The following is a 22,129-nucleotide window of genomic DNA, read 5'->3' on the forward strand; positions in this document are numbered from 1 at the left end:
CCTCGGGGTACTCCCCGCCGAGTCCGCGCAGGGTCAGCAGCTGGCCGCCGACCGCCACCTCCCGGGAGAGCACACCGAACTCCATGCCCTCACGGGCCACCGTGGCGTCCACCTCGACGGCGCGCTTGAGCACCACGGAGGCGGCCTCCACCGGCTGCTGGGCGAGCACCACCGTGGCCCCCTGCTTCACTATGCCCGCCTTCTCCGTGGCGATCTGCTCCGGAGTGGTGCCGAGCCGGTCGGTGTGGTCCAGCGAGATCGGCATGATCACCGCGACGCCCGCGTCGACCACGTTGGTGGCGTCCCAGGAGCCGCCCATGCCGACCTCGACCACCGCGATGTCCACCGGCGCGTCCGCGAAGGCCGCGTACGCCATGCCGGTGAGCACCTCGAAGAAGGACAGCCGGTGCTCCTGCTGGGCGTCGACCATCTCGAGGTACGGCTGGATGTCCTGGTACGTCTCGATGAACCGCTCGGCGGAGATCGGCGCCCCGTCCAGGCTGATCCGCTCGGTGATCGACTGGACATGGGGGCTGGTGTAGCGGCCGGTGCGCAGCTCGAAGGCGCCCAGCAGCGATTCGATCATGCGAGCGGTGCTGGTCTTGCCGTTCGTCCCGGTGATGTGGATCGAGGGGTAGGCCCGCTGCGGCGAGCCGAGGATGTCCATCAGGGCCTCGATCCGCACCAGCGACGGGTCGAGCTTGGTCTCCGGCCAGCGCCCGGCCAGCGCCCCCTCCACCTCGCGCAGGGCCCGGTCCACCTCGGGGTCGGCCGGGCGGGACGGGATGCCGTCCCCCTGCGGCGGCCCGGACTGCGCGCGCAGCGTCCGGCTGCCGGCCTCGATCACCGCCAGATCGGGGGCGCGGTCGGTCTCGGCTCCGACGATCTCGTCGAACTGGTCGGACTCGTTCTGGGGGCGCTCGTCGCTCACGCCGACCAGTCTACGAGGCACCCCCGACAGGCAGCGGGAGCCCCACGGGGCGCGGGGACGGATCGTTACGCCAACGGCTCGGCTACGGCAGTGCGGCCTTCATCATCGCCTTGGCGATCGGCCCCGCCAGGCCGCCGCCGGAGATGTCGGCGCGGGCCGCGTCGCTGTCCTCGACCACCACCGCGACCGCGACCTTGTGGCCGCCGCCGGCGTCCGCGTAACTCATGAACCACGCGTACGGGTTGGCACTGTTGTTCTCACCGTGCTGGGCGGTGCCGGTCTTGCCGCCCACCGCCACCCCGGGGATCTTCGCGTTGGCCCCGGTGCCCTGGTCCACCACCGTCCGCATCGCCGATCGCAGCTCGGAGGCGGTGTGCTGGGACATCGCGCGGCTGTAGGTCCTGGCCGAGGCGTGGTCCAGGGCGGAGGCGCTGCCGTCCGTGGTGCGGTCGACCTCGTACGGGGTCATCAGCTTGCCGTCGTTGGCGACGGCCGAGGAGACCATCGCCATCTGCAGCGGAGTCGCGGTCACGTCGAACTGGCCCATACCGCTCAGCGCCGTCTGCGAGTCGTTCATCCCGCTCGGGTAGACGCTCTTCGCGGCGCGCACCGGGATGTCCAGCGCGGAGTCGCCGAAGCCCAGCTTCTTCGCCTGCGCCGCCACCTTGGACTGGCCCAGGTCCACGGCCATCTTCGCGAAGACCGTGTTGCACGAGTACTGCAGGGCGGTGCGTATCGTCGCGTTCTCGCACGGCGCCGAGCTGTTCTCGTTGTGCATATCGGTCACCGTGCCCGGCAGCCGGTACGGGTCCGGGCTCTTGGTGGGCTCGTCCACCGACGAGTACAGCCCGTTCTCCAGCGCCGCGGCGGCGACCACGACCTTGAAGGTCGAACCCGGCGGGTACGTCTGGCGCAGCGCGCGGTTCAGCATGGGCTGCTTCCGGTCCTTCTGCAGCGCGTTCCACGCCTTCTGGTCCGCCGAGGAGGAGCCCGCGAAGGTGCCGGGGTCGTACGAGGGGGTGCTGACCAGGGCGAGGACGGCGCCGGTCGTGGGGTCGATCGCCACCGCCGCGCCGGTCTTGTTCCCCAGCCCCCGGTAGGCGGCCTTCTGCACGGCCGGATCGATCGTGGTGATCACATCGCCGGGCTTGGACCGCTCCCGCGTCAGCGCCTGGAGCGGGTTCTTCAGCCGGCTGTCCGAGCCGTCGAGGACCTGCCGTTCCAGGGCCTCCAGCTGAGTGCTGCCGTAGGACTGCGAGGCGTAGCCGGTGACCGGGGCCCAGAGCTTCCCGTCGGGGTAGGTGCGCTTGTACTTCAGATTGCCCTGGGTGGCGGCGGAGCCGGTGACCCGCTCGCCTCCGGCCAGGATGTCGCCCAGCGGCCCGGCGTACTCGGAGATGGCCACACGGCTGTTGTGCGCGTTGTCCCGGAGACTGGCACCTCTCGCCAACTCCACATAGGTGATCCAGACGAGCAGGGTCATCACCAGCAGCAGCGAGAAGACGGAGGCCCTGCGCAGCGGCTTGTTCATGGAGGGGGAGCTCCTTCCGGGACGTACGGCCGGATAACTCCCGGAAGGCTGGGTTTGGTTCCCGATGCGGCTTTCCTGTGAGATGGCTGTGGGACATTCCACCCGTATCACATACGAGCGCCCCCGCCGGATTCCGGCGGGGGCGCTCGGCGCGGCCGGTGTCGGCCGGCCCTCGGTCAGCTCTTGGGGAGGGCTGCCAACTGGGCGGTGATCCGGGCGATATCGGCCTCGGCGGTCGCCTGCCGGGTGCGGATCTTCTCCACGACGTGGTCGGGGGCCTTGGCCAGGAAGCCCTCGTTGGACAGCTTCGCGGTCGTCTGCGCCTTGTCCTTCTCGGCCGCCGCGAGGTCCTTGGCCAGCCGCTTGCGCTCGGCCTCGACGTCGATCGCGCCGGACAGGTCCAGCGCCACGGTCGCGCCCGCGACCGGCAGCGAGGCGGTGGCCGTGAAGCCCTCGCCGGCCGGCTGGAGGCGCAGCAGGGAGCGCATCGCGTCCTCGTGGTCGGCGAGCGAGGTACCGGACAGCTCCAGCCGGGCCGGGACCCGCTGGCCGGGCTGGAGGCCCTGGTCGGCGCGGAACCGGCGGACCTCGGTGACCACCTGCTGGAGGTTCTCGATCTCCCGCTCGGCCGCCTCGTCCCGGAAGCCGCTGTCACCGGGCCAGTCGGCGATGACGACGGACTCCTGGCCGGTCAGCGAGGTCCACAGCTTCTCGGTGACGAACGGGACGACCGGGTGCAGCAGCCGCAGGGTGACATCCAGGACCTCGCCGAGGACGCGCCGGGAGGCGTCGGCCTCCGCTCCGCCCCTGGCGAAGGTGGTCTTGGACAGTTCGACGTACCAGTCGAAGACCTCGTCCCAGGCGAAGTGGTAGAGGACGTCGGAGAGCTTGGCGAACTGGTAGTCCTCGTAGTACGCGTCGACCTCGGCGACCACCGCGTTCAGCCGGGACAGGATCCAGCGGTCGGTGGCGGACAGCCGCTCGGGGGCGGGCAGTTCGCCCTCGACCGTCGCGCCGTTCATCAGCGCGAAGCGGGTGGCGTTCCAGATCTTGTTGGCGAAGTTACGGGACGCCTGGACCCAGTCCTCGCCGATCGGGACGTCCACACCGGGGTTGGCGCCCCGGGCCAGGGTGAAGCGGACCGCGTCCGATCCGTAGGTGTCCATCCAGTCCAGCGGGTTGACCGCGTTGCCGAAGGACTTGGACATCTTCTTGCCGAACTGGTCACGGACCATGCCGTGCAGCGCGATGGTGCGGAACGGCGGGGTGCCGTCCATGGCGTACAGGCCGAACATCATCATCCGGGCGACCCAGAAGAACAGGATGTCGTAGCCGGTGACCAGGACCGAGTTCGGATAGAACTTCTCCAGGCTCTCGGTCCGCTCGGGCCAGCCGAGCGTGGAGAACGGCCACAGGCCGGACGAGAACCAGGTGTCCAGGACGTCGCTGTCCTGGTGCCAGCCCTCGCCGCTCGGCGGCTCCTCGTCCGGTCCGACGCAGACCACCTCGCCGTCCGGCCCGTACCAGACCGGGATCCGGTGGCCCCACCACAGCTGGCGCGAGATGCACCAGTCGTGCAGGTTGTCGACCCAGTCGAAGTAGCGCTTCGACATGTCCTCGGGGTGGATCTTCACCCGGCCGTCGCGGACCGCGTCGCCCGCGGCCTTGGCCAGCGGTCCGACCTTGACCCACCACTGCATGGACAGCCGCGGCTCGATGGTCGTCCTGCAGCGCGAGCAGTGACCCACGGAGTGGGTGTACGGCCGCTTCTCGGCGACGATCCGGCCCTCGGCGCGCAGCGCGCCGACGACGGCGCTGCGCGCCTCCAGGCGGTCCAGCCCCTGGAAGGGCCCGTGGGCGGTGATGACCGCGTGCTCGTCCATGACGGTCAGGTTCGGCAGGCCGTGCCGCTGCCCGATCTCGAAGTCGTTCGGGTCGTGGGCCGGGGTGACCTTGACCGCGCCGGTGCCGAACTCGGGGTCGACGTGCTCGTCGGCCACGATGGGGATCCGGCGGCCGGTGAGCGGCAGCTCGATCTCGGTGCCGACCAGGTGGCGGTAGCGCTCGTCGTCGGGGTGGACGGCGACCGCGGTGTCGCCCAGCATCGTCTCGGCCCGGGTCGTGGCGACGACGATGGACTCCTCGCCCTCGCCGTACCGGATCGAGACCAGCTCGCCGTCGTCGTCGTCGTACCCCACCTCGATGTCCGAGATGGCCGTGAGGCAGCGCGGGCACCAGTTGATGATGCGCTCGGCGCGGTAGATCAGCTCGTCCTCGTAGAGCCGCTTGAAGATCGTCTGGACGGCCTTGGAGAGCCCCTCGTCCATGGTGAAGCGCTCGCGGTTCCAGGCGACGCCGTCGCCCAGCCGCCGCATCTGGCCGGAGATCTGGCCGCCGGACTCGCTCTTCCACTGCCACACCCGCTCGACGAACGCCTCGCGGCCCAGGTCGTGGCGGGAGACGCCCTCCTTGGCCAGCTCGCGCTCGACCACGTTCTGCGTGGCGATACCGGCGTGGTCCATACCGGGCTGCCAGAGCGTCTCAAAGCCCTGCATCCGCTTGCGCCGGGTCAGCGCATCGATGATCGTGTGCTCGAAGGCATGGCCGAGGTGGAGCGAGCCGGTCACATTGGGGGGCGGGATGACGATGGTGTAGGGCTCTTTGTCGCTCTTCGCGTCCGCCTCGAAGTAACCGCGCTCTACCCAGCGCTCGTACAGCTGCCCCTCTACATCGGCCGGTGCGTACTGGGTCGGCAGTTCGGGGTGGCTGTTCGGCCCGCTCGCGGGGCGCTGCGAAGAGTTCTCGGTCACGCCCGCAGTCTAAAGGGCGGCGGCCTTCCGTTACGAACCCGTTGTGGCCCCGGGGCCGAGGCGCCCCGGGGCGTCGGGAAGGATGTTTGGAACCTGTCATGCGCATAAGGAGAGGCACATGAGCCATCAGCAGCCGCCGCCGCAGCCCGGCCCCTACGGGGGGCAGTCGGGTCCGTACGGCGCCGGTCAGCCGCCGGTGCCCAATCCGTACGCGCAGCCGCCGACGCCGGGGTACGGCCGGCCGCCGCAGGGCGGCTACGGCCGGCCGGGCCCGTACGGCGGGTCCGGCGGCTACGGACAGCCCCAGGGACAGCCCCAGCCCGCGAACCCTTACGGACAGCCGCCCCAGCAGCACCCGGCGCCCCAGCAGGGGCCCGGCTACTACGGCGGTCCCCAGACGCCTCCCCCGGCCCAGGCACCGTCCCCGGCACCGGCACCGGCACCGGCACCGGGGGCGGGATCCCGCGGCACCGGCAAGGGCAGGAAGGCGGGGTTCGCGGTCGGCGCGCTGGTGGTCCTGGGGGCACTGGGGGTGGGGGCCTACGCGCTCTTCGGCGGCAGCAGCGGCCCGTACAAGCTGACCACGCCCCAGACGGTCGCCGCGGACTACCAGCGCCAGGGCTCGGGCACGGACGACAGCGATCTGTCCGCGTCGGGCAAGAAGGACCTCCAGCAGGTGCCGGTCGTCAAGAACCCGCATCTGGTGGCGGCCGACTACCAGACCTCGGGCAAGGAGATGCTGAAGTTCACCGGCGTCTGGGGCGAGGTGACCGACCCGGAGCGGGGCGCGGACCTCGCCCTGGCGGTCATCGTCAAGACGCTGCGGGACAACGGCACCGCGCAGGCCAAGGGCAGCCCCCGGACGTTCTCCCCGGACGGCTTCGACGGGGACGTCCTGAAGTGCCAGGCCATGAAGTTCACCTCGGACCAGGGATCCATGGAGGCCCCCGCGTGCGTCTGGGGCGACAAGGACACCCTGGGCGTCACGGTCATGGCGGACCCGGCGGCCGCGGTGCTCGGCGGGGGCATGTCCCTCGAGGACGCCGCCGGCATCACGGCCAAGGTGCGCGAGGACGCACGCGTCGAGATCGACGGCTAGCCCGCGACCGGCGAAGAGCACCACAACAGCACTACCAACGAGGGATACAGATGAGCTACAACCAGCCGGGCCCCTACGGCCAGCCACCCCAGCAGCCGGGTCCCTACGGACAGGGCGGTGCGGCCGGCCAGCCCGGCTACGGGTATCCGCAGCAGCCGGGTCCCTACGGGCAGCCGCCCCAGCCGGGCTACGGCTACCCCCAGCAGCCGCAAGGACAGCCGGGTCCTTACGGCCAGCCCCCGCAGCCGGGGCCCTACGGCCAGCCGCCCCAGCCGGGTCCCTACGGACAGCCCCCGAACCCTTACGGCCAGCAGCCGCCGTACGGCCAGCCGGGCATGCCGGGCCCGTACCAGCCGGGTCCGGGGCAGGGCGGCGGCAAGAAGAAGGGCCTGATGGCCGCGATCGGCCTGGTGGTCGCGGTGGCCGCGGTCGTCGCCGGCGTCATGGTGTTCAAGGGCGGGGACAGCGACGGCGGTGGCGGTAAGGCCGTCGCCGACGACGGCAAGCGGTACAAGCTCACCACCCCCGAGACGGTGGCCGACGGCTACACCAAGGACGGCTCCGGCGAAGGCGGGCTCACCGCCTCGGACGCGAGCGACTTCGAGAAGTTCGGCGTCACCAACCCCGAGACGGTGAGCGCGGAGTACAAGTCCGGCGACGGCATGAGCGCCAAGCAGCTCCAGCTCAACGGCGTCTGGGGCGAGGTGAAGGACCCGGAGGCGGTCGTCGACGCCGCCTTCGCGAAGATCGCGCAAGAGGCCGAGAAGGACCCCTCGACCAGCAATGGGATGAAGGCCGAGCTGGTGGGCAGCCCGGAGTCGGTGACGCCCAGCGGCTTCGAGAACGCCGTGATGAAGTGCCAGAACACCAAGTTCACTCCGGACTCCGGCTCCAGTACGAGCGGAGTGACCAAGAGCTTCACGATTCCGATCTGCATGTGGGGCGACCACAGCACGGTGGGATACGTGATCGTCTCCGACGCCGCCGCGGCGCTGGCCGGCGACAGCATGTCACTCGACCAGGCCGGCGAGATCACCGCGAAGGTCCGCGACGACGCACGCGTGGAGATCAACTAGCCGAGCCGGCCGTCCAGTTCACCGGCCGCAGCCAATCCGGAGGGGGACCCTCACACCCATGAGCCACAACCAGCCACCGCCGCCGGGGCCCTACGGCGGCGGGCCCGGCCCGTACGGGGGCGCGCAGCCCCATCCGTACGGCGGGGGGCAGCAGCCGCCCGCGGAGCCCAACCCGTACGCGCAGCCACCGGGGTACGGCTATCCGCAGGCGCAGGCCCCGCAGGGCTACGGCTACCCGCAGCAGGCGGGTCCCTACGGCCAGCCGCCCTACCCCGCGCCGCCCGCGCCCGGTGGGTCCGGCCGAAGCGGCAACCGCACCAAGATCGTCGCGATCACGGTGGCGGGGCTCGTGGTGGTGGGCGCGATCGTCACCGGCGCCGTGGTGCTGGCCGGCGGCGACGACGGTCCGAAGGCGATGAGGCTGGTCACCCCCAAGACGCTCGACGGCGGCACCTACACCCTCGACAAGGGCACGGACGACCTCGACAACGAGGGCACCAGCGTGCAGGACAGCATGCCCGAGGGCGCCACCTCGGTCCTGGCCCAGTACAAGCGGTCGGACGACGGCAACTCGGGGCTCGCCTTCTCCGGCATGTACGGGAAGATCAGCGACCCCGACACGGTCCGGGACGAGATGTTCAAGGGCTTCTCGGGCGGTGACGGCTCCCCCACCGTGGAGAAGAAGCGCAAGCGGTTCCAGCCGGACGGCGCCGACGGCCCGTCGGTGGAGTGCGAGGTCGTCAAGCTCTACGACCGGATCTACGCCCCGGCCTGCGTCTGGGCGGAGAAGACGGACGCGGCGATGGTGCTCGACGTCAACGCGGAGAACACCTCGGCCTCGGACGCCGACATGGAGTCCTTCGCCAAGGTGACCGCGGGCATCTACCAGGACACCCGCAAGCCCGCCTGAACCGGCCGCAAGGCGGCCACCGGGCGGGTACGGCACGAAGAGGGCCCCGGGAGACCGGGGCCCTCTTCGTCTGCGCTCCGCGGGGCGGCTACGCGCTCTTCTCGTGCCGCTCGCCCGGCTCGGTACCGCGGCTGCGGGGCACCAGCGTGGGATTCACATTGGAGTGCACGACGTCTTCGGTGATGACGACGCGGGCCACGTCCTTGCGGGACGGCACCTCGTACATCGCCGACATCAGCACCTCCTCGATGATGGCGCGCAGCCCCCGGGCCCCGGTGCCGCGGAGGATCGCCTGGTCGGCGATGGCCTCCAGGGCCGGGCGGTCGAAGTCCAGCTCCACGCCGTCGAGTTCGAACAGCCGCTGGTACTGCTTCACCAGCGCGTTCCGCGGCTCGACCAGGATCTGGAGCAGCGCCTCGCGGTCGAGGTTGTGGACGGAGGTGATGACCGGGAGGCGGCCGATGAACTCCGGGATCATTCCGAACTTCACCAGGTCCTCGGGCATGACCTCCTGGAACTGGTCGCTCGCCTCGATCTCGCGCTTGGAGCGGATGGTGGCACCGAAGCCGATGCCCTTGGCACCGGCCCGCGACTCGATGATCTTCTCCAGACCGGCGAAGGCGCCACCCACGATGAACAGCACGTTCGTGGTGTCGATCTGGATGAACTCCTGGTGCGGATGTTTCCGTCCGCCCTGCGGCGGCACCGACGCCGTGGTCCCTTCCAGGATCTTCAGCAGCGCCTGCTGGACGCCCTCACCGGACACATCGCGGGTGATCGAGGGGTTCTCGCTCTTACGGGCCACCTTGTCGATCTCGTCGATGTAGATGATGCCCGTCTCGGCCTTCTTGACGTCGTAGTCGGCGGCCTGGATCAGCTTGAGGAGGATGTTCTCCACGTCCTCGCCGACATAGCCCGCCTCGGTGAGCGCGGTCGCGTCGGCGATGGCGAAGGGGACGTTGAGCATCCGGGCGAGGGTCTGCGCCAGCAGGGTCTTGCCGGAGCCGGTGGGGCCGAGCAGCAGGATGTTGGACTTGGCCAACTCGATGCCGTCGTCGCGGCTGTGGCCGCCGTTCTCACCCGCCTGGACCCGCTTGTAGTGGTTGTAGACGGCGACCGAGAGCGCCTTCTTGGCGGCCTCCTGGCCGACCACATAGCCCTCGAGGAATTCATAGATCTCGCGCGGCTTGGGGAGTTCCTCCCAGCGCACCTCGGAGGTCTCGGCGAGCTCCTCCTCGATGATCTCGTTGCAGAGATCGATGCATTCATCGCAGATGTAGACACCCGGGCCCGCGATGAGCTTCTTCACCTGCTTCTGGCTCTTCCCGCAGAACGAGCACTTGAGCAGGTCGCCGCCGTCACCGATGCGTGCCACGAGGTGCTTCCCCTTCGCCTTGGATCCGCTTTGCTCCGCGGAACCGGGTGCTTGCGCTGCGCTTTCTGCTTCTTCATTCCCCGGGCCGGGCCCCCAGCCCTCTATGACGGTACCTTGCCGGGCCCCCGGTTCGGGCCCCCCTTGGACCTACTCGGTCCAAGGGGGGTGGTGCCACCGAAGATTCAGCCGAGACCGACCGACGTCTTACGGGTTGAAACGATCTGATCGATAAGACCGTACGACAGGGACTCCTCGGCCGTGAGGATCTTGTCCCGCTCGATATCGTCGCGGATCTTCTCGATGGGCGTGGTGGAGTGCTTGGCCAGCATCTCCTCGAGCTGCGAACGCATCCGCAGGATCTCGTTGGCCGCGATCTCCAGGTCGGAGACCTGACCGCGCCCGGTCTCACTGTACGGCTGGTGGATCAGTACCCGGGCGTTGGGCAGGGCCATCCGCTTGCCCGGCGTACCGGCGGCGAGCAGCACGGCCGCGGCGGACGCCGCCTGGCCCATGCAGACCGTCTGAATGTCGGGCTTGACGAACTGCATCGTGTCGTAAATGGCGGTCAGCGCGGTGAACGAGCCGCCGGGGGAGTTGATGTAGACCGAAATGTCGCGGTCCGGGTCCATCGACTCCAGGCACAGCAGCTGCGCCATGACGTCGTTGGCGGAGGCGTCGTCGATCTGGACGCCCAGGAAGATCACGCGCTCTTCGAAGAGCTTGGCGTACGGGTCGTACTCGCGGATGCCCTGGGAGGTGCGCTCGACGAAGCGCGGAACGACATAGCGGGATTCGGCCATCGGGCCGGTGTACAGGCCGCTGCCGGGGAAGTTGCTCATCTGGGTCTTCACCATCCTGTGGCGATCTTGGGGCTGGAGGTCGGCTACGGGACGGCGGGACTCAGGCCCCAGTGCCGCCCCCGCCCGGAACGCTGGAGGCGGACGTCATGACGTCGTCGACCAGGCCGTACTCCTTGGCCTCCTGGGCGGAGAACCAGCGGTCGCGGTCGGAGTCACGGACGATCTGCTCAACCGTCTGGCCGGTGTGGAAGGCGGTCAGCTCGGCCATGCGCCGCTTGGTGTGCAGCAGCCGTTCGGCGTGGATCTTGATGTCCGAGGCGGAACCCGCCAGGCCCGCGGAGGGCTGGTGGATCAGGATCTCGGCGTTCGGGAGCGCGAAGCGCTTGCCCGGGGTGCCGGCGCTCAGCAGGAACTGGCCCATCGAGGCGGCGAGGCCCATGGCGATGGTGACCACGTCGTTCTGGATGTACTGCATGGTGTCGTAGATCGCCATGCCGGCCGAGATCGAGCCGCCCGGGGAGTTGATGTAGAGGTAGATGTCCTTGTCCGGATCGGCGGCGAGCAGGAGCAGCTGTGCCGTGATCTTGTTGGCGATGTCGTCGTCGACCGGCTGGCCGAGGAAGATGATCCGCTCACCGAGCAGCCGGTTGTAGACCTGGTCGCCGAGGCCACCGACGGTCGGCTCGCCGGCGGCGGAAGGCATCGTATTCGTCACGTATCCACCTGCTCGTCTCTGACGGCTTACTGGCCGTCTCAGCGTCTTCTTCTGGGTGCGGGGTGTGGCCGCCGGTGCGGCCCCGGCGGGCTTGCGAGACTCCCCTGCCCTCGTATCTACGGACCCTAACGCGCTGGTCGGCGGGCGCCATCCCGCATCAGGAACTGTTCGCTCTGAGCGCATGTTCCGGCGCCTGACCGGCGCCCGGAACACGAACGGGCCCGGACGTGTGCAGACGTTCGGGCCCGTTCGTACGGGCTGCGGAGCGGACCGGGATCAGCCCTCGGCCTTGTCCTGCTTCTCCTGGGACACAGCGGGCTCCTCGGCGGCCTCCGCGGCCTCGGAGGTGGCCTCGACCGTCTCGCCGGTCTCGTCCTCCTCGTCGTCCAGGTCGACGGTCTCGCCCTTGTCGTCGACGACCTTGGCGGCCTCGACCACCACGGCCAGCGCCTTGCCGCGGGCGACCTCGCCGACCAGCATCGGCACCTGGCCGCCCTCGACGACGGCCTGGGCGAACTGGTCCGGGCTCATGCCGGAGGACTGCGCACGGCGCATGAGGTGCTCGGTGAGCTCCTCCTGGCCGACGGACAGCTGCTCCTTGTTGACCAGCTCGTCGAGGACGAACTGGGTCCGGATGCCCTTCTCGGCCTGCTCCTTGAGCTCGGCGTCGAACTCCTCGGCGGTCTTGCCCTGCATCTGCAGGTAGGAGTCGAGGTTCAGGCCCATCTGGCCGAGCTGGTGGTGCTCCAGGTTGTGCTTACGGGTGTTGATCTCGTCCTCGAGGAGCTTCTCGGGGATCGGCACCTCGACCAGGGCCAGCAGGGCGTCCAGCACCTTCTCCTGGGCCTGGGTGGCCTGCTCGAACTTCTTCGACCGCTCCAGGCGCTTGCGGCTGTCCGCGCGCAGCTCCTCGAGGGTGTCGAACTCGCTGGCCAGCTGGGCGAAGTCGTCGTCGAGCTCCGGCAGCTCCCGGGCCTTGACCTCGGTGACCTTGACCGAGACCTCGGCCTCCTTGCCCTGGGCGGAGCCGCCCTTGAGCTCGGAGGTGAAGGTGGCTTCGCCGCCGGCCTCCAGGCCGGTCACGGCCTCGTCGATGCCGTCCAGCAGCTCACCCGAGCCGATGGTGTAGGTGACGCCGGTGGCGACACCGTCCTCCAGGACCTCGCCGTCGACCTTGGCCTCGAGGTCGATCACGACGATGTCGCCCTCGGCGGCGGCGCGCTCCACCGGGGTGGTGGTGGCGAAGCGCTCGCGCAGCTGCTCGACCGACGTGTCGACGTCCTCGTCCGAGACCTCGACGGAGTCGACGGTGACCTCGATGCCGGAGTAGTCCGGGATCTCGATCGTCGGCCGGATGTCGACCTCGGCGGTGAAGGTGAGCAGCTCGTTGTCCTTGAGCTCGGTGATGTCCACCTCGGGCTGGCCGAGCGGGTTCAGCTCACCTTCGTTGACCGCGTCGGTGTAGAACTTCGGGAGCGCGTCGTTGACGGCCTCCTCCAGCACCGCGCCGCGGCCGAACCGCTGGTCGATGATGCGGGCCGGGATCTTGCCCTTGCGGAACCCAGGCACCGTGACCTGCTGGTTGATCTTCTTGTACGCCGCGTCGAGGCTGGGCTTGAGCTCCTCGAAGGGCACCTCGACAGTGAGCCGAACCCGGGTCGGGTTCAGGTTCTCCACGGCGCTCTTCACGGTTCGGTCTCCTTGGGGGCTGACGTGTGGTGTTCGGCTGCGGTGCGCTGTCGCGTCGCAGCGGATTCGCGCCCGGTTAAAAGACACAGACGCGCAGCTTGCATAGTAACCGCAAGCATGACGGGCCCCACAACGCGATCTTGACGTATGTGGATGGTCGGGGTGGCCGGATTCGAACCGACGACCTTCCGCTCCCAAAGCGGACGCGCTACCAAGCTGCGCCACACCCCGTCGGTGCGAGACGTAGGGTACATGCCCTCGGACGCCCCGGCTGCCGCTTATTCGACTGGTGGGCAAGGGTGTGCGGGGAACGGTGTGGACCCGCTACGATGCATCCCGTGCCGCGGTCCGGGATCTCACCCGGGCATGGGGTGTCCGGGTGACCGGTGCATCCGCGTACGCGACGCGTGCGGGCGTAGCTCAATGGTAGAGCCCCAGTCTTCCAAACTGGCTACGCGGGTTCGATTCCCGTCGCCCGCTCCAGGCTTTCGGCCCGGCCCCGGGGAGTTCCCGGGGCCGGGCCGTTCGTTTGAGCGCGCACCGGCCCGGCCGTTTACGGGCACCGCCCCGGCCGCACGGCCGGGGCGGTGCCCGGGCCGACGGCTCCGGCGGGTCAGGGGTGCGTCAGGGATTGATGTCGGCGATCGCCTCGGCGGCCGAGTCGAGGAACTTCTGGATGTCCGGCGCGATGTCGGACGAGGCGAGCAGGAACCCGAAGAGCGCCGCGACGAGCGCCGGCCCCCACTTGACTCGGCCATTGCGGATCATCAGCACCAGGACGATGCCCACCAGCAGCACCAATGACAGGGAAATGGCCACAACATCCCACCCTCGGTCGCACACGTCTCACCGGCCCGGAAGCACGCGACCCCGCACACCCCCGCGGCCACCATCGTGCCATCAACTCCCGCCGCCCAGCAGTGGGGTGGAGCGATAAGCGGTCACCCGTGCACACGCCACCCACCTCTCCGGTACCCGCGGGTCAGACATTCATTCAAGCGGTCGCGGGTGACGCTGCCCACAACTCAACGGGCGTCCGGCCGAGGAATTCCGATCGCCCCGAACGATCTCCGCCAGGAATTCGGAATTCGCCGGGCGATCACTCGGCGGGGCGACAAAGCATCAATGAATCAGACATTCCACCAGAGCCGTCCGCGGGACGGTATGCCCCAATTAAGGGGGATGAAAACGAACAGAACGGACAGCATGCGCCCGGATATCAAATGATCACATCGCTTTGTCGACTCCCCGGTCGACATAACCGTGGTCGACTATCAGCCGCGATACGAAGGCTATGCGGGGAAAGAAACTGAACGAGGTTTTACGCGGCATAGGTTTCAGCGCTATCGTGCCTCAGATGTTTCACGCTGCCATGACTCCCCCACGCGCAGTGAGGTCCCGAGCACTCTCCCCCCGTTCCTGGGGGGAAAGCCTGTGACCAACTCCCTGCGCCCGCACGGCTCCCAGCGAACCCCGCTCCCCCAGGAGGCGGTGCCCGCTCTCCCCACGCCGCGGGACGAAGAGGCCGGGCAGCAGACGACCGCCCCGCCCGCCCCCAGCGCTCCCACCGGGCAGAAGCCGAAACAGCGGGACGCGTTCTTCGACAACGCGAAGTACCTCGCGATCGTGCTGGTCGCGATGGGCCACGCATGGGAGCCGCTGACCGACACCAGCCGTACCGCGGAAGCCCTGTACATGACCGTGTACACCTTCCACATGCCGGCCTTCATCATGATCTCCGGCTACTTCTCGCGCAGTTTCGACATGCGGCCGGACCGGCTCAGGCGGCTGATCACCGGAGTGGCCGTCCCCTACCTGGTCTTCGAGATCGCGTACACGCTCTTCAAGCGCTGGGCGGACGACGACCCGACGTACGACTTCAGCCTGCTCGACCCCTGGTACCTCACCTGGTTCCTGATCGCGCTGTTCGTATGGCGGCTGACCACCCCGATCTGGAAGCTGGTGCGCTGGCCGATCCCGCTCTCGCTGGCGATCGCCACGCTCGCCTCGGTCTCCCCCGACATCGGTGACGACCTGGATCTGCAGCGCGTGCTCCAGTTCCTGCCGTTCTTCGTGATCGGGCTGTCCATGAAGCCCGAGCACTTCCAGCTGATGCGCCGGCGCTCGGTGCGGATCGCCTCCGTGCCGGTCTTCGCGTGCGCCCTGCTGTTCGCCTACTGGGCGGCGCCGCGGATGAACTCGGCGTGGTTCTACCACCGCGACAGCGTCCAGGAGCTCGCGGCGCCCCCGTGGACCGGCCCGGTGATGACGCTCGCCCTCTTCGGCTGCTCCGTGGTGCTCGTCAGCTGCTTCCTGGCCTGGGTGCCGCGGCGGCACATGTGGTTCACCGCCCTGGGCGCCGGCACGCTCTACGGCTACCTGCTGCACGGCTTCCTCGCCAAGGGCTCCCGCTTCTGGGGCTGGTACGACAACGAGTGGCTGCACAAGCCGCTGGGGGAGATCGCGGTGACGATCGCCGCCGGCACGGTGATCACCGCGCTGTGCACGCCTCCCGTCCAGCGCGCCTTCCGCTTCGTCATGGAACCGAAGATGGCCTGGGCCTTCCGCAAGGACCCCGCGGAACAGGCCCGCGGCCGCACCACGACGGGGGCCTAGCGCACCGGCTGCCGCGACGACGGAGGGCTGGACCGTGGAAACCCGCGGTCCAGCCCTTTTCGCTGCCCGCCCCGCCCGGTCGCCTCCGGCACGCCGTCACGGCCTCGGGGCGGGGCGCGCGGCGCCGCACCGGGCGAGGTGACCGCTGGAGCGGGCGAGGTGGCCGGTGGAACGAGCGCAGGGGGCCGGAGGATGCCACCGGCCGGGCCGGAGGGGCTTCCGGCGGTTACTGGCGGCAGATCAGCAGCAGGGCCCGGTCGTCGTTGACGTCCTTCGCGACCGTTTCGATCAGGTGCCAGGCCGCGCCCTGGAAGCCGGAGCCGACGTAGCGGTCCGCCTCGCCGGTGAGGCGGTCGATGCCCTCGCTGATGTCCCGGTCGGCGGTCTCGACGAGGCCGTCGGTGAAGAGCATCAGGACGTCGCCGGGGCGGAGGGTGCCCTTGGTGGGGTCGAACTGGGCGCCGTCGTAGACGCCCAGCAGCGGGCCGTCGGCGGTCTTCTCCTCCCACTTGCCGGTGCCCGCGCTCAGCTGGAGCGCGGGCAGGTGTCCGGCGGAGAAGAGCTCGAAGTCGCCGCTGTCGAGGTCCAGGACGAGGTGGATGGAGGTCGCGAAGCCCTCGTCCCAGTCCTGGCGCAGGAGATAGCCGTTGGCGGCCGGGAGGAAGCCGTGCGGGGGCAGGGAGCCGAGGAGGCCGCCGAACACGCCGGAGAGCAGCAGGGCGCGGGAGGCGGCGTCCATGCCCTTGCCGGAGACGTCGGTGAGGACGACCTCGAGGGTGCGGCCGCCGCCGGTGCGGGCGGCGACGACGAAGTCACCGGAGAAGGACTGCCCGCCAGCCGGGCGCAGCGCCATCTCGCGGTGCCAGCCGCGCGGCAGGCCGGGCAGCTTGCTCTGCACGCGGATGCGCTCGCGCAGGTCGAAGAGCATGGTGCCGCCGCGCCGCCAGGGCACCCCGACGCGGCTGCGGAACTGGGCGATCAGGAGCCCGAAGAAGCCGACGGCGGCGACGACCAGGATGGTGCCGGGGGTGACCCGGGAGGAGGCGTCCTCCTCGGTGTACGGACCGAGGACGGCGGACTCCACGATCAGGGCGGTGGCGGCCGCCGCGTACAGGGTGAGCAGGCTGGCGGGGCGCAGCAGCAGCCCGCCCGCGACGATGGGCAGGACCAGGGCGGAGGGGGAGCACCAGTCGGGCTGGGCGATGGTGCCTCCGGCGATGGCGGGTACGCCGAGGAGCAGGGCGGTCAGGGCGAGCCGGTCGGAGCCCTCACCGCGGAAGTAGTCGACTCCGGCTTTGCGCACGCCTGTGCGAGCCCGGTGCAGAGCTCTGCGCATCCGGGCCCACGGAGTGTCCACGCCGCCAGTCATTGCACCGGGACCCTACCCACCCGTTCGGACGCGCGTCGATTCGTGGCGCGTTGGACCACCCAGCCAGGGGGGCAATCGTAAGCGAAATTCGTTCGCATGTGCGGGAAACGGCTGCTAGGGATGGGATTATGAGGACTGACCTGCGGGTGCCCGACCCATCGGTTTGGGACGATTGGTACGGAAAGCTGGTACTCGCCTTCGGCGGGGTTCCCGAAGCGCCGGAGGAAACCGCGCTCTGGCGGGAGTTGACCGAATGCGAGCGCTCGATCGGCGCCTGGGACGGCTCCGAGATCGTCGGCACGGCGTCGTTGCACAGCTTCCGGCTGTCGGTTCCGGGCGGCGCGGTCGTCCCCGCGGCCGGTGTCACGATGGTGAGCGTGCAGGCCACCCACCGTCGGCGCGGGGTGCTGCGGGCCATGATGCGGCGCCAGTTGGACGACATCCGCGCGGCGGGCGATGAACCGCTGGCCGTTCTGACCGCATCGGAACCGGACATCTACGGACGGTTCGGGTACGGCGCGGCCACGCAGACCGCCTACGCCGAGATCGACACCACCAGGGTCCGGCTGCACGTCCCCGAGGGCACCGAGGACGTCACGCTGCGCGCGGTGGCCCCGGAGGCCGCCGTCGAGGCGTGTGAGGCCGTCTACGCCCGGCGGGTGCCCGCCCGGCCGGGCATGCTGGCGCGGCTCCCCGGCTGGGAGCGACTGCCGCTGCTGGACCCGCCGGGCGAGCGCGAGGGGGCGTCCCCGCTGCGCTGTGTGCTGGCCGAGTCGGGCGGCGAGGTCAGCGGCTACGTGCGCTTCGCGGTGAAGCCCGACTGGGATATGGCCGGACCCAGGGGCACGGTCGTGCTGCGTGATCTGGAGGCCCTGGACCAGGCGTCCTACGCGGCCCTGTGGCGCTTCCTGTTCGATCTCGACCTGACCTCGGTGATCCGCACCGGCCCCCGCCCGGTCGACGATCCGTGGCAGTACCTGGTCTCGGACATCCGGCGGTGCGCCGTCAGGGTGCGCGACTCGCTGTACGTGCGCATGGTGGACCTGGGGGCGGCGCTCGAGGCGCGGACGTACCCGGTTCCGGTGGACGCCGTCCTGGAGGTCACGGACCCCTTCTGCCCGTGGAACGAGGGGCGCTGGCGGCTGAGCGGCGACGCCAAGGGCGCCTCCTGCGAGCGCACCAAGGACGCTCCCGACCTCCGGCTGGGCGTGCGGGAGCTGGGGGCGGCGTACCTCGGCGGGGTGCCGCTGACCGCGCTGGCGGGCGCCGGACGCGTCCAGGAGGCCCGTCAGGGCGCCCTCACTGCGGCCACGACCGCTTTCGGCTCCCCGGTCGCCCCCTGGCTGCCCCACTCCTTCTGAGGGCTTCCGGAGGACGTATTCCGGCCAATCCGGGAGGGACGCCGGCTGCGGAAGGGGCGCCGGTGCCGGGAGGGGCGCCGGTGGCCGCCTTAAGGACGCTGACAACCGGGGCACCAGAAGAGATTGCGCGCGGCGAGGTCGGCGGTGCGGATCTCGGCGCCGCAGACGTGGCAGGGCTGACCGGCGCGCCGGTAGACGTAGACCTCGCCGCCGTGGTCGTCCACGCGCGGCGGGCGGCCCATCGCCTCGGGGGTGTGCTCGGGACGGACGGTGTCGATCCGGTTGTTCCGCACGCCCTCGCGCATCAGCGTCACCAGATCGGCCCAGATCGCGTCCCATTCGGCGCGCTCCAGCGCACGGCCGGGCCGGTAGGGGTCGATGCCGTGCCGGAAGAGCACCTCGGCGCGGTAGACGTTGCCGACGCCGGCGATCACCTTCTGGTCCATGAGCAGCGCGGCGACGCTGACGCGGCTGCGGGAGATCCGGGCCCAGGCCCGCTCGCCGTCGTCCGCCGGGCGCAGCGGGTCGGGGCCCAGCCGGTCGTGGATCGCCCGCTTCTCCTCGTCGGTGATCAGTGCGCAGGCGGTCGGGCCGCGCAGGTCCGCGTAGCCGTCGGGGTTCGCCAGCCGCAGCCGTACGGTGTCGGTGGCCGGCGGGGCCGGGGCCGGGCCGAAGGCGTACGTGCCGAAGAGCCCGAGGTGGACGTGGACCCAGCCGGTGGCGGCGAAGTCCAGGAACAGGTGCTTGCCGTGGGCCTCGGCGTGGTCCAGCGGCCGGCCGTCGATCAGTCCGGCGCCGTCGGCGAACTTGCCCTGCGGGCTGGTGGCCCGGACGGGCCGGCCGCCGAAGGTCGCGAGGTGGTCGGCGGCCAGCCGGTGGATGGTGTGCCCCTCGGGCATCAGTCGCCTTGCGGGTGGTGGGCCGGGACGGGTGGCAGCTCGCCGGTGGTCTCGTAGGCGCTGAGCATCTCGATCCGGCGGGTGTGCCGCTCCTCGCCCGAGTACGGGGTGTTCAGGAAGATCTCGACGAACTTCGTCGCCTCCTCCTGGGTGTGCATCCGGGCGCCCACGCTGATCACATTGGCGTTGTTGTGCTCCCGGCCGAGGGCCGCGGTCTGCTCGCTCCAGGCCAGCGCCGCACGCACCCCCTTGACCTTGTTCGCCGCGATCTGCTCACCATTGCCGGAGCCGCCGATGACGATGCCGAGGCCGTCCGGGTCGGCGGCGGTCCGCTCCGCGGCACGCAGGCAGAACGGCGGGTAGTCGTCCTGGGCGTCGTAGATGTGCGGGCCGCAGTCGACGGGCTCATGCCCGGCCGCCTTGAGCCATTCCACGAGATGGTTCTTGAGTTCGAAACCGGCATGGTCGGAGCCGAGGTACACGCGCATGTCCCGAGTGTGTCATGGCCGTATGACCCCCGCCGCCCCGGGTAGATGTCGCACGAATATCCGTAACGCCAAGGAACCTCATGAAAACCTCAAGTAACAATCCGGATTCAAAGGTTCAACTGGCGGACCTCCTGAGATTCACTGGCGTCGCTCGTAACCCGAGAGCAAAGGAATCGAGCACATGAGCGCACAACCAGCGACCACGCCGGAACAGCAGCGGGCACCCGGCGACCCGGGTTCGACCGACGGCCTCAAGGCGGGGCTCAAAAACCGCCATCTCTCGATGATCGCGATCGGCGGGGTGATCGGCGCCGGGCTGTTCGTCGGCTCCAGCGCCGGTATCGCCAAGGCCGGCCCCGCCATCCTCATCTCGTATGCGCTGGTCGGCCTCATGGTCGTCTTCGTCATGCGGATGCTCGGCGAGATGTCCGCCGCCAATCCCACCTCCGGCTCCTTCTCCGCCTACGCCGACCGGGCGCTCGGTCGCTGGGCCGGGTTCTCCATCGGCTGGCTGTACTGGTTCTTCTGGGTCGTGGTGCTGGCGGTCGAGGCCACCGCCGGTGCCAAGATCCTGGAGGGCTGGTGGCCGCAGGTGCCGCAGTGGGGCTGGGCGCTGATCGTGATGGTGGTCCTCACCGCGACCAACCTGGTCTCGGTCGGCTCCTACGGTGAGTTCGAGTTCTGGTTCGCCGGGATCAAGGTCGTGGCGATCGCCGCGTTCATCGTGATCGGCGGGCTCGCGGTCTTCGGGGTGCTGCCGCATTCGGACAACGAGGGCGCGGGCCTGGCCCACCTCACCGACCACGGCGGTTTCCTGCCGAACGGGCCGGGCGCCATCCTCACCGGTGTGCTGCTGGTGGTGTTCTCCTTCATGGGCAGCGAGATCGTCACCCTCGCGGCCGGGGAGTCGGCGGATCCACAGCGTGCGGTGACCAAGGCGACCAACAGCGTGATCTGGCGCATCGCGGTCTTCTACCTGGGCTCGATCTTCGTGGTGATCACGCTGCTGCCCTGGGACGCCAAGTCCATCGAGGACAAGGGCAGCTATGTCGCGGCGCTCGACTCGATCGGCATCCCGCACGCGGGCGACATCATGAACGTCATCGTGCTGACCGCCGTGCTCTCCTGTCTGAACTCCGGTCTCTACACCGCCTCCCGCATGGCCTTCTCGCTCGGCCAGCGCGGCGACGCCCCGGCCGCCTTCGCCCGCACCAACGGCCGCGGCGTCCCGCAGGCCGCGATCCTCGGCTCGGTCGTCTTCGGCTTCCTCGCGGTCTGGTTCAACTACCAGTGGCCGGACACGGTCTTCACCTTCCTGCTGAACTCCTCGGGCGCGGTCGCGCTCTTCGTCTGGCTGGTGATCTGTTTCAGCCAGCTGCGGATGCGGGGGATGATCCTGCGCGAGAACCCCGAGAAGCTGGTCGTCCGGATGTGGCTGTTCCCGTATCTGACCTGGGCGACGATCGGGATGATCTCCTTCGTCCTGGTCTACATGCTCACCGACAAGGACGGGCGCGAGCAGGTGATCCTCTCCGCGCTGGTGGCCTTGCTCGTGGTGGTCTTCGCGCTGGTGCGGGACCGTGTCACGGCCGGCCGCGGCCCCGCCCCGGCCGGCCCCGCGGACCCCGCCCCCAAGGAGCCGGCGGCCCCGTAGGAGCGTTCCGGGCGTCTTCGCCGAGAGGATGCCGAGAGGATTCCGGGCCCACCGACAGCGGGGCCCCCGCGCGAGTCGACCGCGCGGGGGCCCCTTTTTCCGCCTGCCCGGTGTTCGGTGAGAAGACGATCACGTAAGGCAGGGGGTCCGGTGGGTGCTCCGGGTCACGGAGCCAGCAGCAGGTTGTGGGCGCGCTCCTTGGCGGCCGCGTAGCGGCGTGCCACGTCCTGCCAGTTGACGACCTTCCACATGGCCTCGATGAAGTCCACCTTCTGGTTCTTGTACTGCAGGTAGAAGGCGTGCTCCCAGGCGTCGAAGACCAGGATCGGCACCGAGCCCTGGCCGACGTTCCCCTGGTGGTCGTAGACCTGCTCGACCACCAGCCGCCCGCTGACCGGCTCGTACGCCAGGACGCCCCAGCCCGAGCCCTGGGTGGTGGCGGCGGCCTTGGACAGCTGGGCCTTGAACCGCGCGAAGGAGCCGAAGTGTTCGGCGATGGCGTCGGCCAGCTCGCCGACCCCGTCCTTCTCCAGCGGCTCGCCGCCGCCGTCACCGGTCATGTTGTGCCAGTAGATGCTGTGCAGGATGTGGCCGGACAGATGGAAGGCCAGGTTCTTCTCGAGCCCGTTGATCGAGCCCCACTGATCCTTGTCCCGCGCCTCCGCGAGCTGTTCCAGCGTGTCGTTCGCGCCCTTGACGTAGGCGGCGTGGTGCTTGTCGTGGTGCAGCTCGATGATCTCGGGGCTGATCACCGGAGCCAGCGCCGAGTAGTCGTACGGAAGGTCAGGAAGTGTGTAGATGGCCAT

The 22,129-nt window shown here is 69.8% G+C and carries 18 protein-coding genes and 2 tRNA genes; 7 read left to right on the top strand and 13 right to left on the bottom strand.

Annotation, left to right across the window (positions count from 1 at the left end):
• From AXW62_RS09080 to AXW62_RS09090, 3 genes are all read right to left on the bottom strand, one after another.
• Positions 1–931 (bottom strand): bifunctional folylpolyglutamate synthase/dihydrofolate synthase (locus AXW62_RS09080; RefSeq protein WP_252368552.1); only part of this gene is annotated, 931 nt, incomplete at its 3' end.
• A gap of 82 nt (positions 932–1,013) precedes the next feature.
• Complete coding sequence (locus AXW62_RS09085; protein WP_060944039.1) at positions 1,014–2,462, bottom strand: peptidoglycan D,D-transpeptidase FtsI family protein; 1,449 nt, start codon at positions 2,460–2,462, stop codon at positions 1,014–1,016.
• A gap of 176 nt (positions 2,463–2,638) precedes the next feature.
• Positions 2,639–5,272 (bottom strand): valine--tRNA ligase, encoded by a 2,634-nt coding sequence (locus tag AXW62_RS09090; RefSeq protein ID WP_030835640.1) that lies wholly within the window; start codon positions 5,270–5,272, stop codon positions 2,639–2,641.
• A gap of 118 nt (positions 5,273–5,390) precedes the next feature.
• Between AXW62_RS09090 and AXW62_RS09095 the strand changes: the two genes are divergently transcribed.
• Genes AXW62_RS09095 through AXW62_RS09105 form a run of 3 tightly spaced genes read left to right on the top strand, consistent with a single transcriptional unit; the run spans position 5,391 to position 8,357 of the window.
• Complete coding sequence (locus tag AXW62_RS09095) at positions 5,391–6,371, top strand: hypothetical protein (RefSeq protein WP_060944040.1); 981 nt, start codon at positions 5,391–5,393, stop codon at positions 6,369–6,371.
• 50 nt (positions 6,372–6,421) lie between these two features.
• Positions 6,422–7,447 (top strand): hypothetical protein, encoded by a 1,026-nt coding sequence (locus AXW62_RS09100; protein ID WP_060944041.1) that lies wholly within the window; start codon positions 6,422–6,424, stop codon positions 7,445–7,447.
• 58 nt (positions 7,448–7,505) lie between these two features.
• Positions 7,506–8,357, top strand: coding sequence for a hypothetical protein (locus AXW62_RS09105; protein WP_060944042.1), 852 nt, complete (start codon positions 7,506–7,508; stop codon positions 8,355–8,357).
• Positions 8,358–8,445: 88 nt separating this feature from the next.
• Here AXW62_RS09105 and clpX read toward each other — a convergent pair whose 3' ends face one another.
• From clpX to AXW62_RS09130, 5 genes are all read right to left on the bottom strand, one after another.
• Complete coding sequence (gene clpX, locus AXW62_RS09110) at positions 8,446–9,732, bottom strand: ATP-dependent Clp protease ATP-binding subunit ClpX (RefSeq protein WP_030837874.1); 1,287 nt, start codon at positions 9,730–9,732, stop codon at positions 8,446–8,448.
• Between the two features lie 182 nt (positions 9,733–9,914).
• Positions 9,915–10,571, bottom strand: coding sequence for an ATP-dependent Clp protease proteolytic subunit (locus AXW62_RS09115; RefSeq protein WP_030837871.1), 657 nt, complete (start codon positions 10,569–10,571; stop codon positions 9,915–9,917).
• Between the two features lie 61 nt (positions 10,572–10,632).
• The gene (locus AXW62_RS09120; protein ID WP_030837869.1) at positions 10,633–11,235 is read right to left on the bottom strand and encodes an ATP-dependent Clp protease proteolytic subunit; all 603 of its coding nucleotides are present in this window, start codon (positions 11,233–11,235) and stop codon (positions 10,633–10,635) included.
• Positions 11,236–11,523: 288 nt separating this feature from the next.
• On the bottom strand, positions 11,524–12,936 hold the full coding sequence (gene tig, locus AXW62_RS09125) for a trigger factor (protein WP_060944043.1): 1,413 nt from the start codon (positions 12,934–12,936) through the stop codon (positions 11,524–11,526).
• Positions 12,937–13,090: 154 nt separating this feature from the next.
• Positions 13,091–13,167, bottom strand: a tRNA-Pro gene (locus tag AXW62_RS09130).
• A gap of 178 nt (positions 13,168–13,345) precedes the next feature.
• On the opposite strand from AXW62_RS09130, the gene AXW62_RS09135 reads away from it, so the two are divergent.
• Positions 13,346–13,419 (top strand) — tRNA-Gly (locus AXW62_RS09135).
• Between the two features lie 141 nt (positions 13,420–13,560).
• On the opposite strand, the gene AXW62_RS09140 is transcribed toward AXW62_RS09135, so the two are convergent.
• Entirely contained in the window at positions 13,561–13,755 is a 195-nt protein-coding gene (locus AXW62_RS09140) for a hypothetical protein (protein WP_030837864.1), read from the bottom strand.
• Between the two features lie 615 nt (positions 13,756–14,370).
• Between AXW62_RS09140 and AXW62_RS09145 the strand changes: the two genes are divergently transcribed.
• The gene (locus AXW62_RS09145; RefSeq protein ID WP_060944044.1) at positions 14,371–15,552 is read left to right on the top strand and encodes an acyltransferase family protein; all 1,182 of its coding nucleotides are present in this window, start codon (positions 14,371–14,373) and stop codon (positions 15,550–15,552) included.
• Positions 15,553–15,778: 226 nt separating this feature from the next.
• Here AXW62_RS09145 and AXW62_RS09150 read toward each other — a convergent pair whose 3' ends face one another.
• The gene (locus tag AXW62_RS09150) at positions 15,779–16,921 is read right to left on the bottom strand and encodes a PP2C family protein-serine/threonine phosphatase (RefSeq protein ID WP_060944045.1); all 1,143 of its coding nucleotides are present in this window, start codon (positions 16,919–16,921) and stop codon (positions 15,779–15,781) included.
• Between the two features lie 128 nt (positions 16,922–17,049).
• On the opposite strand from AXW62_RS09150, the gene AXW62_RS09155 reads away from it, so the two are divergent.
• Positions 17,050–18,282, top strand: a complete 1,233-nt coding sequence (locus tag AXW62_RS09155) for a GNAT family N-acetyltransferase (protein ID WP_060944046.1) — start codon at positions 17,050–17,052, stop codon at positions 18,280–18,282.
• 89 nt (positions 18,283–18,371) lie between these two features.
• Here the strand turns inward: AXW62_RS09155 and AXW62_RS09160 are convergent, their stop codons facing one another.
• Both AXW62_RS09160 and AXW62_RS09165 read right to left on the bottom strand, forming a co-directional pair.
• Positions 18,372–19,181 carry an Fpg/Nei family DNA glycosylase gene (locus AXW62_RS09160; RefSeq protein ID WP_060944047.1) on the bottom strand — a complete coding sequence of 270 codons (810 nt, stop codon included), beginning with the start codon at positions 19,179–19,181 and terminating at the stop codon, positions 18,372–18,374.
• Entirely contained in the window at positions 19,181–19,669 is a 489-nt protein-coding gene (locus AXW62_RS09165; RefSeq protein ID WP_030837852.1) for a ribose-5-phosphate isomerase, read from the bottom strand. Before AXW62_RS09165 ends, AXW62_RS09160 begins: the two co-directional genes overlap by 1 nt.
• Before the next feature lie 181 nt (positions 19,670–19,850).
• On the opposite strand from AXW62_RS09165, the gene AXW62_RS09170 reads away from it, so the two are divergent.
• Positions 19,851–21,323, top strand: coding sequence for an amino acid permease (locus AXW62_RS09170; protein WP_060944048.1), 1,473 nt, complete (start codon positions 19,851–19,853; stop codon positions 21,321–21,323).
• 164 nt (positions 21,324–21,487) lie between these two features.
• On the opposite strand, the gene AXW62_RS09175 is transcribed toward AXW62_RS09170, so the two are convergent.
• A complete protein-coding gene (locus tag AXW62_RS09175) occupies positions 21,488–22,129 on the bottom strand; it encodes a superoxide dismutase (protein WP_060944049.1) in 642 nt (213 codons plus the stop codon).

The sequence above is a fragment of the Streptomyces hygroscopicus subsp. hygroscopicus genome, from assembly GCF_001553455.1.
GTDB classification, from domain to species: domain Bacteria; phylum Actinomycetota; class Actinomycetes; order Streptomycetales; family Streptomycetaceae; genus Streptomyces; species Streptomyces hygroscopicus.

What these genes read in the sequence shown, in the direction of transcription:
- AXW62_RS09085 (WP_060944039.1), bottom strand. Translation starts at nt 2,462, where the DNA reads ATGAACAAGCCGCTGCGCAGGGCCTCCGTCTTCTCGCTGCTGCTGGTG.
- AXW62_RS09095 (WP_060944040.1), top strand. Translation starts at nt 5,391, where the DNA reads ATGAGCCATCAGCAGCCGCCGCCGCAGCCCGGCCCCTACGGGGGGCAG.
- AXW62_RS09100 (WP_060944041.1), top strand. Translation starts at nt 6,422, where the DNA reads ATGAGCTACAACCAGCCGGGCCCCTACGGCCAGCCACCCCAGCAGCCG.
- AXW62_RS09105 (WP_060944042.1), top strand. Translation starts at nt 7,506, where the DNA reads ATGAGCCACAACCAGCCACCGCCGCCGGGGCCCTACGGCGGCGGGCCC.
- AXW62_RS09115 (WP_030837871.1), bottom strand. Translation starts at nt 10,571, where the DNA reads ATGAGCAACTTCCCCGGCAGCGGCCTGTACACCGGCCCGATGGCCGAA.
- AXW62_RS09120 (WP_030837869.1), bottom strand. Translation starts at nt 11,235, where the DNA reads ATGCCTTCCGCCGCCGGCGAGCCGACCGTCGGTGGCCTCGGCGACCAG.
- AXW62_RS09150 (WP_060944045.1), bottom strand. Translation starts at nt 16,921, where the DNA reads ATGACTGGCGGCGTGGACACTCCGTGGGCCCGGATGCGCAGAGCTCTG.
- AXW62_RS09155 (WP_060944046.1), top strand. Translation starts at nt 17,050, where the DNA reads ATGAGGACTGACCTGCGGGTGCCCGACCCATCGGTTTGGGACGATTGG.
- AXW62_RS09160 (WP_060944047.1), bottom strand. Translation starts at nt 19,181, where the DNA reads ATGCCCGAGGGGCACACCATCCACCGGCTGGCCGCCGACCACCTCGCG.
- AXW62_RS09165 (WP_030837852.1), bottom strand. Translation starts at nt 19,669, where the DNA reads ATGCGCGTGTACCTCGGCTCCGACCATGCCGGTTTCGAACTCAAGAAC.
- AXW62_RS09170 (WP_060944048.1), top strand. Translation starts at nt 19,851, where the DNA reads ATGAGCGCACAACCAGCGACCACGCCGGAACAGCAGCGGGCACCCGGC.
- AXW62_RS09175 (WP_060944049.1), bottom strand. Translation starts at nt 22,129, where the DNA reads ATGGCCATCTACACACTTCCTGACCTTCCGTACGACTACTCGGCGCTG.